The organism is Arthrobacter sp. TMS2-4, from assembly GCF_054511075.1.
This window is the reverse complement of sequence record NZ_JBTNDI010000001.1, coordinates 388034-405203: the sequence shown is the minus strand read 5'-3', so window position 1 is coordinate 405203 and position 17170 is coordinate 388034. Positions and strand designations below refer to the sequence as shown.

At 64.1% G+C, this 17170-nt stretch carries 13 protein-coding genes; 4 read left to right on the top strand and 9 right to left on the bottom strand.

Features of this window, described 5'->3' with window-relative positions; all coding sequences use genetic code 11:
* Positions 1–191: 191 nt before the first annotated feature.
* Positions 192–2828: a GH25 family lysozyme gene (locus tag ACX80F_RS01860; RefSeq protein WP_459334678.1), complete on the top strand. Its 2637-nt coding sequence runs from the start codon at positions 192–194 to the stop codon at positions 2826–2828.
* Between the two features lie 99 nt (positions 2829–2927).
* Positions 2928–4715, top strand: a complete 1788-nt coding sequence (locus ACX80F_RS01855; protein ID WP_459334677.1) for an ABC transporter ATP-binding protein — start codon at positions 2928–2930, stop codon at positions 4713–4715.
* A 466-nt stretch (positions 4716–5181) separates the two neighbouring features.
* Here the strand turns inward: ACX80F_RS01855 and ACX80F_RS01850 are convergent, their stop codons facing one another.
* The 3 genes from ACX80F_RS01850 to ACX80F_RS01840 are packed head-to-tail and all read right to left on the bottom strand — an operon-like array spanning position 5182 to position 7263.
* Complete coding sequence (locus ACX80F_RS01850; protein ID WP_459334676.1) at positions 5182–6228, bottom strand: glycosyltransferase family 4 protein; 1047 nt, start codon at positions 6226–6228, stop codon at positions 5182–5184.
* A complete protein-coding gene (locus ACX80F_RS01845; protein WP_459334675.1) occupies positions 6215–6592 on the bottom strand; it encodes a DUF2304 family protein in 378 nt (125 codons plus the stop codon). Before ACX80F_RS01845 ends, ACX80F_RS01850 begins: the two co-directional genes overlap by 14 nt.
* A 5-nt stretch (positions 6593–6597) precedes the next feature.
* A complete protein-coding gene (locus tag ACX80F_RS01840) occupies positions 6598–7263 on the bottom strand; it encodes a glycosyltransferase family 2 protein (protein WP_459334674.1) in 666 nt (221 codons plus the stop codon).
* A 200-nt stretch (positions 7264–7463) separates the two neighbouring features.
* Here ACX80F_RS01840 and ACX80F_RS01835 point away from each other — a divergent pair, with 200 nt between their 5' ends.
* Together ACX80F_RS01835 and wecB are read left to right on the top strand one after the other, a co-directional pair.
* On the top strand, positions 7464–8519 hold the full coding sequence (locus tag ACX80F_RS01835) for a glycosyltransferase family protein (protein ID WP_459334673.1): 1056 nt from the start codon (positions 7464–7466) through the stop codon (positions 8517–8519).
* A 266-nt stretch (positions 8520–8785) separates the two neighbouring features.
* Positions 8786–9844, top strand: a complete 1059-nt coding sequence (gene wecB, locus ACX80F_RS01830) for a non-hydrolyzing UDP-N-acetylglucosamine 2-epimerase (protein WP_459334672.1) — start codon at positions 8786–8788, stop codon at positions 9842–9844.
* On the opposite strand, the gene ACX80F_RS01825 is transcribed toward wecB, so the two are convergent.
* The 6 genes from ACX80F_RS01825 to ACX80F_RS01800 all read right to left on the bottom strand — a co-directional run bounded on the left by ACX80F_RS01825 (position 9819) and on the right by ACX80F_RS01800 (position 17146).
* Complete coding sequence (locus ACX80F_RS01825) at positions 9819–10964, bottom strand: glycosyltransferase family 4 protein (protein ID WP_459334671.1); 1146 nt, start codon at positions 10962–10964, stop codon at positions 9819–9821. The genes wecB and ACX80F_RS01825 overlap by 26 nt on opposite strands.
* Complete coding sequence (locus ACX80F_RS01820; protein WP_459334670.1) at positions 10955–11953, bottom strand: Gfo/Idh/MocA family oxidoreductase; 999 nt, start codon at positions 11951–11953, stop codon at positions 10955–10957. The genes ACX80F_RS01825 and ACX80F_RS01820 overlap by 10 nt, the downstream gene beginning before the upstream one ends.
* Positions 11954–11956: 3 nt before the next feature.
* A complete protein-coding gene (locus ACX80F_RS01815; RefSeq protein ID WP_459334669.1) occupies positions 11957–13048 on the bottom strand; it encodes a DegT/DnrJ/EryC1/StrS family aminotransferase in 1092 nt (363 codons plus the stop codon).
* Positions 13045–13641, bottom strand: coding sequence for an acyltransferase (locus tag ACX80F_RS01810; RefSeq protein ID WP_459334668.1), 597 nt, complete (start codon positions 13639–13641; stop codon positions 13045–13047). Before ACX80F_RS01810 ends, ACX80F_RS01815 begins: the two co-directional genes overlap by 4 nt.
* A gap of 76 nt (positions 13642–13717) precedes the next feature.
* The gene (locus ACX80F_RS01805; protein ID WP_459334667.1) at positions 13718–15007 is read right to left on the bottom strand and encodes a nucleotide sugar dehydrogenase; all 1290 of its coding nucleotides are present in this window, start codon (positions 15005–15007) and stop codon (positions 13718–13720) included.
* Between the two features lie 99 nt (positions 15008–15106).
* Positions 15107–17146 (bottom strand): DUF6541 family protein, encoded by a 2040-nt coding sequence (locus ACX80F_RS01800; RefSeq protein WP_459334666.1) that lies wholly within the window; start codon positions 17144–17146, stop codon positions 15107–15109.
* Positions 17147–17170 lie beyond the last annotated feature (24 nt).

Below are 17170 nucleotides of genomic sequence, written 5' to 3'. Positions count from 1 at the left end.
TAACCCTGATGAGCGGAGTCGCACCGGCCGCCGGCCTCACTGGCCCGATTGGGGACAACACGTCGACCTTCACCTCGGAGGGACCCACGGCGACGGATCCGATCGAAGTGGCGACGCCGGCGCCGTCGTCCTCGGAGAGGTCGGACCTCGCTCCGGAAAGAGAGCCTGCCACGGGGAGTTCCTCCACCGTAGTGCCCGTCCAGCCTCAGTTGCCTGCCGAGGAATACGACGAGGCTGCTTTGCCTGCGGAACTCACGCCGGAGGAACTGGCGCGCAACAGGGAGGCGTTGGCTCAACTCATAGGCCCTCTCGGCGCGAGCCTTGGCCAGGGCGTCGATCGGATAGCGGAATCGGGTGACCCGCAGGTTCCGACAGCGGACGAGCTGAACCAGATTGCCACAGAGGAGAAGTTCCCCCTGGAGGCCGGGACTACGTCCCTCGTCGATCCGTCACCCGAAGCCGACCCGGCTGGTCGCCTCAGCACTTCTCCGCGGGCTGACGAACCGTCCGCGCTTTCGGCCTTCCAGCCCATGATCAATTACTGGAAGCCTGTAGGCATTTTGGGAGTTGACGTGAGCAGCCATCAAGGCAACGTCGATTGGGCGGCTGCGTGGAGACAGGGCTCCCGATTCGCCTACACCAAAGCAACCGAAGCGCTGGTGTATAAGAATCCTTACTTCGGTGGCCAGTATCGTGGAGCTGAGACATCGGGGATGGACAGGGGCGCCTATCACTTCGCTATTCCGAACGTGTCAAGCGGCGCTGCCCAGGCTGATTACTTCCTCCGGAATGGCGGCGGCTGGTCCGCGGACGGCAAGACCCTCCCTCCCCTCCTCGATGTCGAGTACAACCCGTACCCAGAGTTGGGCAACACCTGCTACAACATGAGTCCTGCCCAGATGGTCAGCTGGATCCGCGATTTCTCCGACACGATGCGCAAGCGAACTGGTCGGGTTCCCATGATCTATACGACAACCGACTGGTGGAACCGCTGTACCGGGTACAGCACGGCCTTCGCCGACCACCCACTCCACGTCGCTTCGTACAACAACTGCTGCACAGGCGCTCTGCCCGCTGGCTGGCGCGCAGACAGCCTGTGGCAATACACCAGCGAAGGGCCCGTCGTCGGGGACTGGAATCGCTGGAACGGTAATGCTGACAGCCTCGATCGTTTCGTGCGCAACGCCACGGCGCCTTCTTCCGTTCCGGTGGTGTTGGATAAGTCGTTGGCTGCTGTGAATGCCGGGGATTTCAACGGTAACGGCACCCATGACCTGGTTTCGCGGCGTGTCGATGGCACGTTGTGGTTCCATGACGGCACGGGGACTGGTTCGTTCCGTACTGCTGTGAAGATCGGTTCCGGGTGGGGCATCTACAGCCAGATCATCGGAGGCCAGGACTTCAACGGCGACAAGCGCCCTGACCTGGTCGCCCGCAAGACCGATGGCACGCTCTGGTTTTACGCCGGCACCGGCGTCGTCGCCGCCGGCCAGCAAGGGTACAAAGCCGCTGTCAAGGTCGGGTCGGGCTGGAAAGCCTTCGACATCATGGTGTCCCCGGGCGACTTCACAGGCGACGCCAAGGCGGACCTGATCGCCCGCAAACCCGACGGTACCCTCTGGCTCTACCGCGGGACCGGTACCAGTCCGGGCATCGTCACCAGCTCAATCCGCATCGGCACTGGCGGCTGGACCGGCTTCGACATGATTACCGGCGCCGGAGACTACACCGGTGACGGACGCGCGGACCTCCTCGCCCGCAAACCCGACGGAACACTCTGGCTCTACCAGGGCACCGGCACTGTCAGCACCACCAGTAGTGGTTACCAGCCAGGGCGCAGCATCGCCAGCGGCTGGTCCGGCTACGCCGACGTCGTCGGGGCCAGCGACTTCAACCGCGACGGAAAAACCGACCTTGTCGGATACAAGACCGACCTGAGCCTGTGGTTCTTCGCCGGGACCGCCATGACCGACAACGGCTACAAGCCCGCCACCCGCATCGCCACCACAGGCTGGCAAAACTACAGCACCGTCCTGTCCCCCGGTGACTACAACCGCAACGGCACCAAAGACCTCATCGCCCGAAAAAAGGACGGCACCCTCTGGTTCTTCAACGGTGACGGTAAGGGCGGCTACGGAAGCCCCCTGAAAATCGGCTCAAGCGGCTGGAACGTCTTCACACAGATCCTGGCCCCGGGAGACTTCAACGCCGACGGCCGAGTCGACCTCCTGGCCCGTCACACCGACGGCAGCCTCTGGTTCTACGCCGGCACCGGAACCGTCAACGCCACCAACGAAGGCTACAAACCAGGCCGCAAAATCGGTAACGGCGGCTGGCAGGCCTTCACCCAGCTCATGACCCCCGGAGACTACACCAGCGACGGAAAACCCGACCTCCTGGGCCGCAAAACCGACGGAACCCTCTGGCTATGGGCTGGCACGGGAAGCATCACCAACACCGCCGAAGGCTACACCTCGGCGCTGAAGATCGGGAACGGCGGCTGGCAGAACTTCAACCACGTCATCACCCCCGGAGACTTCAACGCCGACAAACGCGTTGACCTCATCGCCCGGAAACCCGACGGCACCCTCTGGTTCTACGCCGGCACTGGAACAGCCTCCACCACCCAGACAGGCTACAAACCAGCCCGCAAGATCGGCACCGGATGGAACATCTACTCCGACATCTTCGGCCCAGGCAACTTCACCAACGACACCAAAACCGACCTGCTCGCCACCCGCACCGACGGATCCCTCTGGCTCTTCACCGGAACCGGCATGCCCACCAACTCCGGATACACCCCCGCCACCACCGCAGGAAAACTCTAACCACCGGCCACAAGCCAACATGCCGTATCGCGGGAAGGGGTACTGCCACTTCTAGTCCAGGGAAGCGGAAGAGCTGCTTCTAGTAAGCTGAAGCACAGAATGAATAATCTCCTCGCAACTCTTCGACCTCTCCTCAAGACGCTTCCTGCCGGAAGCCGCAGATTCCTCATCGGTTACGGAGCCGCGACGGCCTGCCTCTCCCTGCTGGACATCGTCTCGCTTGGACTCATCGCGGTTCTCCTTCCGTCCCTGGTCGGAGGCGCGTCCGTCGAACTGCCTGTAATCGGAAGCGTCTCCAGCCAGAGTAAACTGCTGACCCTGCTGGGCATTGCGTGCGCTTTGGTTGTCGCCAAAGGAGTCTTCGCCGTGGTGATCTTGCGGTCCGCGACCGCGCGGTTCGCGAAGCACGAGGTGGCCATCGGGGACCGGCTTCTGGCGTCTTATCTTTCCTCGCCGTGGGAGAGACGCTTGCAGAAGAACTCGAGCGAGCTCGTCAGAACCGTCGACGTCGGAGTCGGTCTTTCGGTAGCAGGTGTGCTCATCCCGGCGATGACGTTGTTCGGTGAAATAGGGACGCTCATCGCAGTCGGCGTCGTGCTGGTTGTTGCTCAACCGGTCATCGCGGTCGTCAGCATCGTCTATCTTGCACTCGTTGCGCTGCTCCTTGCGCGGGTCATTTCACCCATGTCTGTGCGCATGGGCCAGAGGAATCTGACCTGGTCCGCGAAGACCGTCAAGATCCTGACCGAGGCTCTTGGAGCACTGAAGGAGATCACTTTGGCCGATCGCGCCTCGGAGGTTCGTGCGCAGGTCCACGAGACACGGAGCCACAGTTCAACCGCACGGGCCAATTCCGTTTTTCTCGCCCAGGTTCCCCGGTACGTGCTCGAGTCCGCTCTGATAGTCGGCTTCGTTCTCGTCGGAGGGGTAGGGTTCGCTACTGGGGGCACCGAGGGCGCCGTCAGCGCAGTCGGCCTGTTCGCCGTCGCAGGCTTCAGGCTGGTTCCTTCCCTCACTCGACTCCAAGCGGTGCAGTCGCAGGTTAACTCAAACTCTGCCTTCGCGCAGCAGGTGGTGACTGACATCCGGGAAAGTGAAGAACTACTGGCGGAAACCTCGAGAGAACACCCGCAGCACGACCTCAGTTCTGATCGGGTCGACATCGTTCTTCATAACGTCTCTTTCACCTATCCCGGTGCAGGGCATCCTGCGCTACGCGAAATCAATGCAACGATTCCTGCGGGTAGCCATGTGGCCTTCGTTGGCTCGTCTGGGGCAGGCAAGTCAACGATCGTCGACATTCTTCTCGGTCTACTCAAACCCACCACGGGTCACGTCGAGGTGGACTCCGAGCGCATGGACCGGGTAATGAAATCCTGGCGCAAGCGTATCGGGTACATTCCCCAGGACGTGTCCCTCTTCGACGCCACGGTCGGTCAGAATGTGGCGCTGACCTGGGATCCGGACAAGGTCGACCACCTTAAAGTGGAGGCGGCCCTGCGCCGGGCCCAGATGTACGACGTCGTGATGAACCGCGAGGGCGGGCGGGATGCCCTGATTGCCGAGCGCGGTCTTGCTCTCTCTGGCGGGCAGCGCCAGCGCCTCGGGATAGCCCGTGCTTTATACAACGAACCCGACGTGCTGGTGATGGACGAAGCGACAAGCGCCCTCGATACGGCAACCGAGGCTGCCGTCACTACCGCCATTCGTGAGCTTCACGGTGAGGTCACCGTCATCACGGTCGCCCACCGCCTCTCGACGATCCGATCGGCAGACATCGTTTTCTTCATGCACGATGGTCGGATCGTGGCGCAGGGAACTTTCGATCAAGTAGTCGCTGCCGTGCCAGATTTCGCCCATCAGGCACAGCTGGCCGGCCTCAACTGATTTCCGAGGAACTCAGAACCCGCAAGGCCTCCTCGGGCTGGCACCCCGATTTCGTTGGATACCCCTGACCTTACGTCGAGTCCTTTGGACGTAGATGACGGCAATCTCAGCGAGGAAGACCGACGATCGGGCCTGGTCCCCGGTACGGGCGTTCCTCCCGCTCACAGCATCACCAGGTTACCCGCGGCGAGACCGACGACGGCGCCACATATCGGAAGAATCTCCCCGGAAAAACCAGGCGACCGCGGCCTGTCTTCAATGCATTTGGACGCATATGCGGAAGGACAACGGCAAGGTCAAGCGCTCCAACTGACCCCTTTCTGACGGGCTGCCCGACGTTCGGGAAGGACGTCAGACCCGAGGCGTCGCAGCGATCACAAGCTAGCCCAACCAACAGCTACCATCAAGACCACGCTGCAGTCGGGCACCAACTCAGCCGCACGCCTCTCGCAGGGCGTCACCAGAGTTATGGCCCCGAGCTCTTCACTGCGGCAGCATAGATCTCTCGAAGGCGCTCAACGCTTCTCACGGGGTCATGGTGCTGTTTGATCCATTGCCTACCGGCACTACCACGCCGCATCAGCACCGCCCGGTCGGGCAACTCCGACGCGATGAGTTCGGCCATCGCGCGCGGAGACCTGCTGGCCTCGTGCCCCACCGGGATGTCCGACGGATACAGCCCCGCAGTCAGGCCAATATAGAGTGGCACCCCGAGCGCCATGGCCTCCAGCTCGCTTGCAGCAAGGATGCCAGCGGATTGTCCCACCGCGACGTCCGATGCGTTGATGAATGCGAGGTACTCCGGATGGCTCATCCTCGGGACGAGCTGTACGCCGGCTCTCTCGGCCGCGTGTGCGGTCGGCCCCCAGTCCAGGCCGACGACATCGAACGCCTCACCTCGTAGCTTCAGCAGTTCAGTCGCTATCTCCAGCTGGGCGCTCGCATTCTTCGAGTCGTCCCAACGCGACACGAAGAATACCCTCGGCTTACCTTTCCTCTCGACTGTCGGCTCGGGCAATCGGCCGAGGTCGATCGAAACGGGCAGATACACCGCATCGGGCCGGTGAGGCAGGATGTGCTCCCGAAGGTCAGGGGTGGTGTACATGACCGCCGCCGCCTTGCGTACACCGTCAAGAATGGTCTTCCGCCAACGCGCGTCGTACTGAAGAGTGCGTATATCAGTACCGTGGAGCGTCAGGACATAGTTCTTCGGAACGAACTTCGTATGCTTCGTCGTTCCGCCCGAATGGATATGCAAGAGATCCGCAGTCATCGTCCGTCGGGACAGGCCAGCCAGCCAGCGGGCACCGTCCATTGCGTATCGTAAGCGGCCACCGAGACCCGATACCGAGTAGTCTGCGACAGCCCGGGGGTAAAAGCTCCAGGGAAGTTGTTGCTCGGATGCTACGGTCAGGAGGCGCTCGGCGTAAAAGGCGCAGTCGTTGACGTGCACCACTTTGATGTCCGCAGAGGTCGCCCGAAGCGCGGCCTCCATTGATTCAGGATCTGCCATCGTTCATCCTCGAACCCGCCCTGCCTTCCCAAGGTCTCGCGGCCTCGTCAAGGGCTATGCGGCGCGACAGCTTTGTGAGCGTCATCTCCATCAAACGGAACCGCTGATGCGTCGTTGACATGTACACCAGAAAGGAGACGATGAAGGCGTAGAGCATGAGGTCTGTTCCACGACCGACTCCGACAAGTTGAGCGAGCCATGTCAGGAGCGATGGAAAGAAAATCGACAACACGGCGGCGACGGCGAACAGAAGGATCATGATCCTGCGGACTGCCATGTGTTTCGCGTTCGATCCTCCCCGGATCAGGACGAGCGAAAATCCTATGACGACGAGCACGAGCACGATTTGAACAACAATTAGCATGATTATTACCTAAAAAGCAGGTCCGCCACGATGTTGACGGAATTGAGAAGGGATTGCCCTTTGGACTTCGAATACTCGGTGTAGATGATTTCGACGGGGTGTTCGGTCCACCGTGGTTTCATCGCCGAAATCATCTCGATCAACTCCGAGGCGTGTGCCATTCGGTTCTGCGTAATCTGAATATGGCTCGCGACGTGCCGATCAAAAGCGCGTAAACCGTTGTGGGCGTCCGTCAATGGGAGCCCTGTACTCCACCGTATCTGCAGGGCGGCGGTTCGCAACACCAACCGCTTCAGCGGCCCGATCTGCGTGCGTGAGTCCAAGAACCGAGAACCGAGGACCACGTCGGCCTCACCTGATTCGACTCTTCCCACCATTGCCGCTGCGTCGGTCACCCGATGCTGACCGTCGGCGTCGAAGGTCACGACACTCGTCATCTGTGGATCCTGAAGCGCGTACTCAATCCCGGTCTGGAGTGCGGCGCCTTGGCCCAGATTTACCGGGTGCTCCACAACGATCGCCCCGGCACGACCCGCGGCATCGGCGGATGCGTCCGTGCTGCCGTCGTCCACGCAGACGACGTTGGGGAACGTCAGCAGAAGCTCCTCGACCACTGAGCCGATGATAGAGGCCTCGTTGAACAGCGGGATCACAATCCAGGTACGACTCACCTGTCCAGTATCGCATAGGGGCTGCCACGAAGTGCCCCCTGCGGCTGCAGTGCCAGACCAAGTACGCTGGAATCATGAATATCGCAATTGAGTTGGGGCACTGACGAATGGCGCTCCGAATACTATGCATCTCCTTCTCGAATATCTCCGCGGACTCCCGTGTCCTCCGCCAATTGAGACTACTGTTCGAAGCCGGCGAAGTGACGACTGTCGGCTACGGACAAGCCCCTGCCGGTGTGCACGAACATCTCGAGATCGACGCGGCCCTCCCTTCCCTGCCGCAGACGCTGGGAGGCGTGGCCCGGTTGGCGATCAGGCGACACCGCTCCGTCGAACTCACTGCACCGGCGGTCGAAGCCGCTCTGCGCTTGCTCGAAGGTCGACAGTTCGACCTCGTCATCGCGAATGAGGCAAGGGCCCTCCCGCTTGCTCATAAAGTCTCCAAGGGAGCGCCGATTTGGGGTGACATGCACGAGTGGGCGCCAGAGGAGCGCACTCAGATATTATCCTGGCGCATTCTTGTCGCGCCCCACATGCGCTTCGTTTGCCGCACTTATCTTCCGAGAACCGACGCTGTCACCACCGTCAATCAGGCCATCGCGGACCTGTACGATCAGCAATTCGGACTGCACACCGAAGTGGTCCGCAACTCCCTTCCCGATGCCCGACTAACTCCAACACCACTCGCTGCTGACAAAATTCGGCTCGTCCACAGTGGTGGAGCGGTGCCAGGACGGAACATCGAAAGCATCATCGGCGCAGTGAAGGAGCTCGATGACCGGTTCACCCTCGACCTTTTCCTCGTGGAAGCGCGCGACGGTGGTCGCTATCTGGCGAAATTGAAACAGCTGGCGGGTGATTGCGAACGAATCACTTTCCATCCGCCTGTACCCCCCAGCGCCCTGCCCGCAACGCTCAACGCCTTCGATATCGGTGTCTACCAACTTCCGCCTGCAACGACGAACCAGCGGCTAGCCCTTCCGAACAAGTTCTTCGATTTCGTGCAGGCGCGCCTCGGCATGGTCTTCGGCCCCTCGGAGGAGATCGCACGTCTGATCCGACAGTTCGATCTAGGGAGGATCGCCACCGACTTCGGTGCTGAATCACTGAAGGCCGCACTCGCCGAACTGACAGCTGAACAGGTCGCCGAGTTCAAACAGAATGCAGACCGGGCGGCACCCCTGTTGAGTTCGGACACCGACGACGCCGTTGTGCGAGGCATACTGCACCGCCTTTCACAGGGAACTGTCCATTGAACGCCTCGTGCCCAGAGCACAGAACCTTTGACGCGATAGGAGTGCGGGTCGTCGACATCCACCATCGAACCCATAATTGCTGTGGATGATGATCCGCCCGTCGGTTGCTCCCTGTCTGGCGCTCTTCCGATCCCGCGCCGTCGGTTTCCGCCCCTCCCGAACTCCAGCGAGCTCGGTGAATGGCTTGCAGCTCAGCCTCGGCCGCGCATTCCAATGCAGGTCAAGGCGGCGCAGGAACGCTCCTGCCCAACGCTAAGATTGAGACCATGCGTATTTTGAGTGTTGTCGGTGCCCGTCCCCAGTTCGTGAAACTCGCCCCCATCGCCCAAGCAATGAGAGGAAAGGCCGAGCACCTGATCGTGCACACGGGACAGCACTACGACGAGATGATGTCCGACGTCTTCTTCACGGATCTCGGCATCCCGGCCCCGGACTACAACCTGGGCGTCGGGTCGGGGAAGCACGGGAAGCAGACCGGAGCCATGCTCGGCGGGCTCGAGGAGATCTTCGAGGAAGTGCGGCCGGACTGGGTGCTCGTCTACGGAGACACCAACTCGACGCTCGCCGCCGCCGTCGCGGCCGTGAAGATCCATGTCCCGCTCGCGCATCTCGAGGCCGGCCTGCGGTCCTTCAACCGCCGGATGCCCGAGGAGCACAATCGGGTCCTCACCGACCACGCCTCGGATCTGCTGCTCGCGCCCACGACGGTCGCGATGCAGCACCTCGCCACCGAAGGCCTGGCGGATCGCAGTGTCCTGGTGGGGGACGTCATGACGGATGTGCTCTTCAGGACCCGGACAGCCGTGCAGTCGCGCAACGAACCGCTGCCGAGCAGTGTGGAGTCCGGCGACTACTACGTCAGCACAATCCATCGCCCGGACAACACCGATGACCCGGAGCGGCTGAAGCAGATCGTGCACTCCCTGGCGTCACTGGACAAGCCGGTCGTCCTGCTCGCGCACCCCCGGCTGGTCGACCTCGCGCGACGGCACGGTCTCGATCTCGAGACCGGAGCCATCCGCGTTGCCTCCCCCCTGGCCTATCCGCAACTGATCAACGCCGTCATGAACAGTGCGGGAGTGATCACCGACTCGGGGGGACTGCAGAAGGAGGCGTTCCTCCTGCGGGTTCCGTGCACCACGATCCGGCCGGAGACCGAATGGGTCGAGACCGTGGAGCTGGGCTGGAATGTGCTGGTCTCGGAAGACCTCACCTCCCTCGCCTCCGTCGTGCAGCGCCCGACCCCGGACCCCACGACGGCGGCGCCCTACGGCACCGGAGAAGCAGCAGACGCGGTGGTCAGCGCGCTGCTGGAACAGCGCTGAGGATCACCTGTGCAGCGCGTCGTCCCGACAGGCGCAACGAAGCATTCTCCTCGGCCCATGTGGAGCGCTCCGCGCGTTGATGATCCGTCTCCTCGAGGAAGCGCGTCATCGTCTCCGCGACATCGGTAGCAGAGTAGCTGCTCGCTGCCCCAAGACCGTTCTCCGTGACCATTTGTGCGCCGTCACCGACCCCCGCGTAGACGACGGGGGTCCCGCAGGCCGCAGCGGCGTAGATCTTGGTGGGTTTCGCAAAATCGTAGCCCTGGCCGGGCACAATGCTCACCAGAGCGGCCGTAGCACCACGTAGCCAGCGGGCCGCCTCCGCCGGGGGCACGACGCCGTTGAAGGTGACGCGTTCGGGGGCGAGCTCGTGCGCCCGGGCGCGCAGGGCAGCCTCCGCTGACCCCTGACCGAAAAAATGGAGCCTGGCGTCGGGGAAGCGCTCGAGGACCAGGGCCATCGCATCGATGAAGATCTCGGCACCCTGCCACTCGGACATGGTGCCGGTGTAGACGAAGTAGCGGTAACCGGGCGCGGCCATGGGCCCCTCGGCGGAGAAGACATCGGTGTTCACGCCATTGCCGACGACGGCCACCTGGCCGGGGTCGACATCGAACTGCCGGGTCTGCTCGGCCACCCCGCCCGAGATGGCGATGACCTTCTCCGACCGCCGCAGGGCGATCCCCTCGAGACGCGCCATCAGCTTTACGATCGGAGCGGGAGCACCCGTTGCGGCGAGGGCATCGGTCCAGATATCCGCGGCGTAGTAGACGTAGGGGCGCCGCCGCAGCATCGACGATGCAGCCACCATGAGTCCCGTCGTCGGCGGCGGTTCGGCGACCACGACGTCGGCCCGATGGGCGAGGAGCCTGAAGAAGAGCGGGACGTCGAAGCTCATGTACTGCACGTATCCGCGGACGTTCCCGCCGCTGTCGCGCAGCACGGGCCACCGTTTCACAAAGGGAGTCGCCGCCACGGCCTGACCGGGAGGCCGGGTGGTCAGCACCGTGACCTCGGCCCCGCACTCCCTCAGACCGCGGACGAGAGCTTCAAGCCGGAAGGCCGCGGCGCCGACCTCCGGTGGATAGAGTCGGGTCGCGACGAGAACCTTCAGCGCCACGCAGACAGCCCGATCGTCGAGTTGCTGTTCGCCGCCTCGATCATCGCCTCGGCGACCCTGAGCGTGGCGAGTCCGTCGCGCATCGTCACCGTGTTGTCGGCGCCACCGAGAGCAGCGTCTCGGAATGCCTCGAGCTCAGAGCGCAGGGGCTCCCGCTTGGTCAGGGCCAGACGGGTGATGTTCCCCTCCGAGACGCCCCTGAAGTTGGACACGGCCTCCCACTCGGTGGTGAAGGTCCCGTTCTCGTAGAACGTGAGGTCCGCGGTGAGCGTGTCGGCCACGAAGGCGCCCTTCTCCCCCGTGACGACCGTGAGGCGTTCCTTCATGGGCGACAGCCAGTTCACGAGGTGGCTTGTGATGACGCCGTTCTCCAGCTGTCCGGAGGCGGTCACCATGTCCTCGTGGGGCCGGCCCGAGCGGGTGCTCGTGCGAGCGGAGACGGAGGTGAACGGCGACTGCGCGAGCCAGGACGTGAGGTCGATGTCGTGGGTACCGAGGTCCTTCACGACACCGACGTCGGCGATCCGCGCAGGGAACGGCCCCTGCCTCCGGGTCGCGATCTGGTAGACCTCGCCGAGGTCACCGGCCTCCAGCCGACTGCGCAATGACTGCAGCGCCGGATTGAACCGCTCGATGTGTCCGACCGCACCGACCAGACCGGCACTCTCGAAAGCCTCGACCAGGCGGCGACCGGCGTCCACGGTGTCGGCGATCGGCTTCTCCACCAGCGTGTGGACGCCGGCGGCCGCGAGGGTCAGCCCGACGGCCTCGTGCAGGCCCGTCGGTACCGCGCAGACCGCCATGTCGATGCCCTGATCGATGAGCTCCTCGATCGAACCGCACAGGGGCAGGCGGCCCCCCACGTTGTGGGGGTCCCCGTAGGCGTCCGCCACGGCGACGAGCTCGAGGCCGTCGACTTCCCTCAGGGCCCTGGCGTGGTGCCTGCCCATCATGCCCAGGCCGATGAGACCGACTCTCAGATCAGCCATGTCCTACGCCCCCGCCTTCGCCAGCGCGTTGACAGCGGTGACGATCCGGTCGAGGTCCTCGTCGTCCAGGGACGGATGCACCGGCAGGGACAGGACCTCCCGGGCGGCGATCTCCGTGTTAGGGAGGTCCTCGCTGCGCCTGAACGAGGGCAGCCGGTGGTTCGGGATGGGGTAGTAGACCCCGGACCCGATGTTGTACTCGTCCTTCAGGGCTGCGGCGAACGCGTCCCGGTCCCCGTCGATGCGCACGGTGTACTGGTGGTAGACGTGGACCGCGCCGTCGGCGACCTTCGGTGTCTCCACGCCGTCGATGTTCTCGGTGAGGAACGCCGCATTGGCCTGGCGCTGGGCCGTCCAGCCGCCGACCTTGGTCAGCTGGACCCTCCCGATCGCGGCGTGCAGGTTGGTCATGCGGGCGTTGAACCCGACGATCTCGTTCTCGTACTGGCGCTCCATACCCTGGTTGCGCAGCAACCGGAGGCGGCGTTCGATCTCGGGATCGCCGGTGGACACCATGCCGCCCTCTCCCGAGGTCATGTTCTTCGTCGGGTAGAGGGAGAACATGGCGAAGTCACCGAACGTGCCGACCTGTCGCCCGGCGAACGACGCCCCGTGGGCCTGGGCCGCGTCCTCGAAGAGCGCTATGCCGTGCTGGTCGGCGAGGGCGCGGAGCGCGACGACGTCTGCCGGGTGCCCGTAGAGGTGGACCGGCATGATGCCCTTGGTCTTCTCCGTGATGAGCCCGGCGACGTGCTCGACGTCGAGCGCGTAATGATCGAGTTCGATGTCCGCGAAGACGGGGGTGGCTCCGGTGAGCGCGACGGAGTTGGCCGTCGCCGCGAAGGTGAAGGATGGGACGATGACCTCGTCCCCGGGACCGATCCCGGCCGCCAGGAGTCCGAGATGCAGACCTGCCGTACCGGAGTTCACGGCGACGGCACTCCGGCCGTCGAGGAGGACCTCCGAGAACTCCTTCTCGAAGGCGGCGACCTCGGCCCCCTGCGCGAGCATGCCGGACAGCAGCACGGCGTCGACGGCCTTCCGTTCCTCGTCCCCGACGATCGGCTTCGCCGCCGGGATGAATTCCTTGCTCATGCGTCTACCTCTACTCGTGTCAGAGTTTCGTCGTTTTCCTGGTACCGTTCCCCGGTCTGGGGGCAGACCCACAGGTCGCCCTCGGCGCGCAGCGGCTGACCCGCCCGGCCCACCCACGCGATCCGCCTGGCGGGGACGCCGGCCACGAGCGCATGCGGGGGGACATCCTTCGTGACGACGGCGCCGGCGGCGACGGTCGCCCAGGCCCCGATCGTGACGGGAGCCACGCAGACCGCGCGGGCGCCGATGGCCGCACCCCGTTCGATCGTCACGCCGACGGGAACCCAGTCGTGGGCACTCTTCAGCTCTCCGTCAGGAGTGATAGACCGTGGGTAGGTGTCGTTCGTGAGAACCACGGCCGGACCGATGAAGACGCCGTCCCCCAGCACTGCCGGCTCGTACACGAGTGCGTAGTTCTGGATCTTGGAGTTGGCGCCGATCCGGACACCGGTGCCCACGTAGGCCCCGCGTCCTACGATGCAGTTCTCGCCCAGGAGCGCGTCCTCCCGGACCTGGGCGAGGTGCCAGATCTTCGATCCCTGCCCGATGACGGCGTCGGGCGAGACATCGGCCGTCTCAGCTATGTAGCTCACGTCGCTTCGCTTCCTATCTCTTCGTGCCGCGGAGCAACCCGCGCGCCGTCTTCCAGGACCCGGGCGGGTCGGCGGCTCAAGCCTTGCCGATCACACGGTAGGTCACGCCGGTCCACTGTTCGGCGCTGCTCACCCGCCGACCGTCGATGAACGTCCTGACACCGGGAAGGTCGGCCGGCGCCAGGGAGACGTACTCCGCGTGATTGGCCTGGACCACGGCGGCGTCCACGGGGTCCCCGAGGTGGTACGGCGCGAATCCGAGCTTCTCGAGTTCCTCGTCCGTGTACATCGGGTCGTGGACCAGGGCTGTCGCCCCGCGCGAGGTCAGCGCATCGACGGCGGCGAAGACTCCCGAGAAGGCCGTCTCCTTGACTCCCCCGCGGTAGGCCGCGCCGAGAACCACCACGCGTTCTCCCTCGAGCGATCCGTGGGCACCCTCGAGCAGCCCGATCGTGTAGTCGGGCATCCCGGCGTTGGCTTCGCGCGCCGCGCGCACGACCGTGGCGGCCGGGTCGTTCCAGAGATAGAGCCGCGGGTAGACGGGGATGCAGTGTCCACCGACGGCGATGCCGGGCTGGTGGATGTGACTGTAGGGCTGCGAGTTGGACGCATCGATGACCTGGTAGATGTCGATGCCGACCGTCGCGGCGTAACGGGCGAACTGGTTGGCGAGCCCGATGTTCACGTCGCGATAGGTCGTTTCCGCGAGCTTGGCCAGTTCGGACGCCTCCGCCGATCCGAGGTCCCACACACCGTTTCCGCGCTGCAGGTCCGGGCGGTCGTCGAAGTCCAGAACGGCTTCGTAGAACTCGACGGCGAGCTTCGCGCCTGCGGGCGAGAGACCTCCGACCAGCTTGGGGTACTTGCGCAGGTCCTCGAACACCCGGCCGGTCAGGACCCGCTCGGGAGAGAAGACGAGGTGGAAGTCCTTCCCCTCGACGAGACCGCTTCCTGCCTCGAGCGCCGGCTTCCACCGATCGCGGGTCGTGCCCACCGGGAGCGTCGTCTCGTACGACACCAGGGTGCCCGGCGTGAGGTGCTGGGCCAGTTCAGCGGTTGCCGCGTCCATCCAGCCGAAGTCAGGCTTGGCGTCGGCGTCCACGAAGAGCGGGACCACCAGGACGACGGCGTCCGCTCCTGGCACGGCGTCGGCGTAGTCGGTCGTTGCCCGGAGCCTTCCGGCCGGCACCAGCTCGGACAACTTCTCCTGCAGGTGCGCTTCACCGGGAAACGGTTCCGTTCCTTCGTTGACGGCGTTCACGATGGTCGGGTTCACGTCCACCCCGACAACCTCGTGCCCCTTCGAAGCGAACTGCACCGCCAGCGGAAGCCCGATCTTACCCAGGGCAATGACGACAATCTTCACGTAAGGCCTTTCATGTTCGCGTCTGGCGGTCTCCCGTTGGTCCCGCTCAAGCTTATAGGTTGTTAAGCCAGCCCCCGCTGCCTGATCACGAGTGACGCATCACGGTCCGCATGCCTCGATCTCGTAGATCCTCGCTCCGTCACCGCTGTCGTCGATCAATTGGAGGGTTTCGGGAGCGACGCCTATGGTGGTCAGGCCCTCCATGTCTTTGCGGTGCACGATATCGGGGAGGTAGCGGCTGTCGTCGTCGTAGAAATGGGTCACTCCGTACTCGGTCAGCAATCGACAGATCCGCGGGTCCGTGTCGATGTCGTTGAAATGCCTGCCGAGATACCGCGCGTCCGCATCCCGGGATCCGGACATCGTCCTGAAGAGGGTTTCTGTTTTCCCCAAGGAGTAGACGAGCGCCGCGCCGGAGGTTGGATCTCCCAGCACCACGGCATCATCGGGCAATTCGGCGCTGATTCGCTCGATGAACTCCAGTTCGGCGAGGCTTGCGATCCCGCCGTCCCACTCGAGGTGCTGCCAGTAGTCCGCCGACAAGCGGTCGGTTCGCTCGTTGGTCCTCAGGCTGTCCGTCTGCGGGTACAGCGGCGCTGCAATGCCGACGAGAAGGACCAACGACATCGCGGGAGCGACTGCGGGGCGGCGTAGTTCAGTCCGCGAACGCGCAACCAGCGATACCAAGGCATCGATGGTGCGAAGCACCGCGTACGAGGCCAACAACGAGGTGAAGATCGGGACCAGCCCTCCGAGTCTCACCGGGTCGGAATACCAGAGTCCGACCAACGGACGAAGAACTGTCTCCTCTCCCGCTGCGACTGTGTAGAGCACGATACTGATCGCCCAACTGGCAGATGCCCAACGGTACTCCCGAAGCGCAAGCGTCATGACGACGCCGGCGAGAGCGAGAAGACCGCCGATCCAGAACGGCTCGGAGTTCCCGTGGCCGAGAGGCATCAGCATCGTGTCAAAGATCGCGGCGCCAACGGCATCGGTTGCTGGACCTACCGCATCCGTCTTGAAGAAGAAAACAGACCGTATGCGGGGGACGATCATAACGGCAACACAAGCCAGCGCGATGCCGAACACCGGGACTGCAATAAGTGCTGCTGCTCGGTTCTTCGTGCCCCGTTCGACAGTTGCGGCCACTATCGCCGCGTACCGGTAGACGAGGATAGGCAGGGAGAGGAAGACAGCCGCAATGGGTGCGGTGGGATGGCATAGGGTCGCGCCTGCAAGAGCGACCACCAGCAGTAGGGACAGGTGGACCCTGCTCGCACGGGTTGCTCCCGGGGCGGTGACCATGAGGATCAGCGCGATGAGCGCAGGCACTAGTGCCGTCCCCATCGCTGCGGGCCACACCGTCCCATAGGAGATCATGCGGGCGGGAAAAGCGACGAAACCGGAAGCGACGACCGGTGCGAGCAGCGGCATCCAGATCAGTCGGGGGAAGGCAACCCGCGCCAGATAGGCCATGGACAGTGGCCAGACGACGCACGCCATCAGGAGGGCCGCAACATTGAGGCTGACCGTGATGGGGAACTGGCCGACCGTCAAGCTGACCAAATCGTGCCATGCCCCCGGGTAGAACCGTGGTTTGTCGGTCGTCGTCGACACGCCTCCGAGGTCGAGGCTCGACCCGTTTCCCGTCTCGATGATGTACCGGACGGCACTATGATGGAAGACGGAATCCCAGGTCAGTGCGGGGAAGTCCGGTTTCCTCATCCCGTCCCGCAGCGGCGCAAAACTGACCACGCCCGCCATGAGGACGCCGATGAACGGGGCAGCGCCGCGCAGCGCGCCCAGCCCGCGCGCTTCTCGGGCCTCATCGGCATCGGACGCGGAAGTACTGTCTCCCCCAGGGGGAGGACGACGCCCTCCGAGAGGCACCCGGACCAGGATCGCGAGTACGAGGACCGCCACGGCGGAGAAGCCCAGGTAGCTCCAGAGACTCCACGGGACAGCTATGAAGCCGAGAGCCAGGGCGCCGACGCCTCCCAGCCCGAGAGACAGAGCCGGCGCCAAGGCGATCGCCGCCAGTCCCCGCAATCGGCCGACCATCGCCACGGCGAGTCCGGGCAGGAACAGGCAGGCGAGCATCGCCGCTGCAACAGGGGTCGCGTCGGCCCAGCTCATCGGGACCGGCACTCGCCTTTGGTC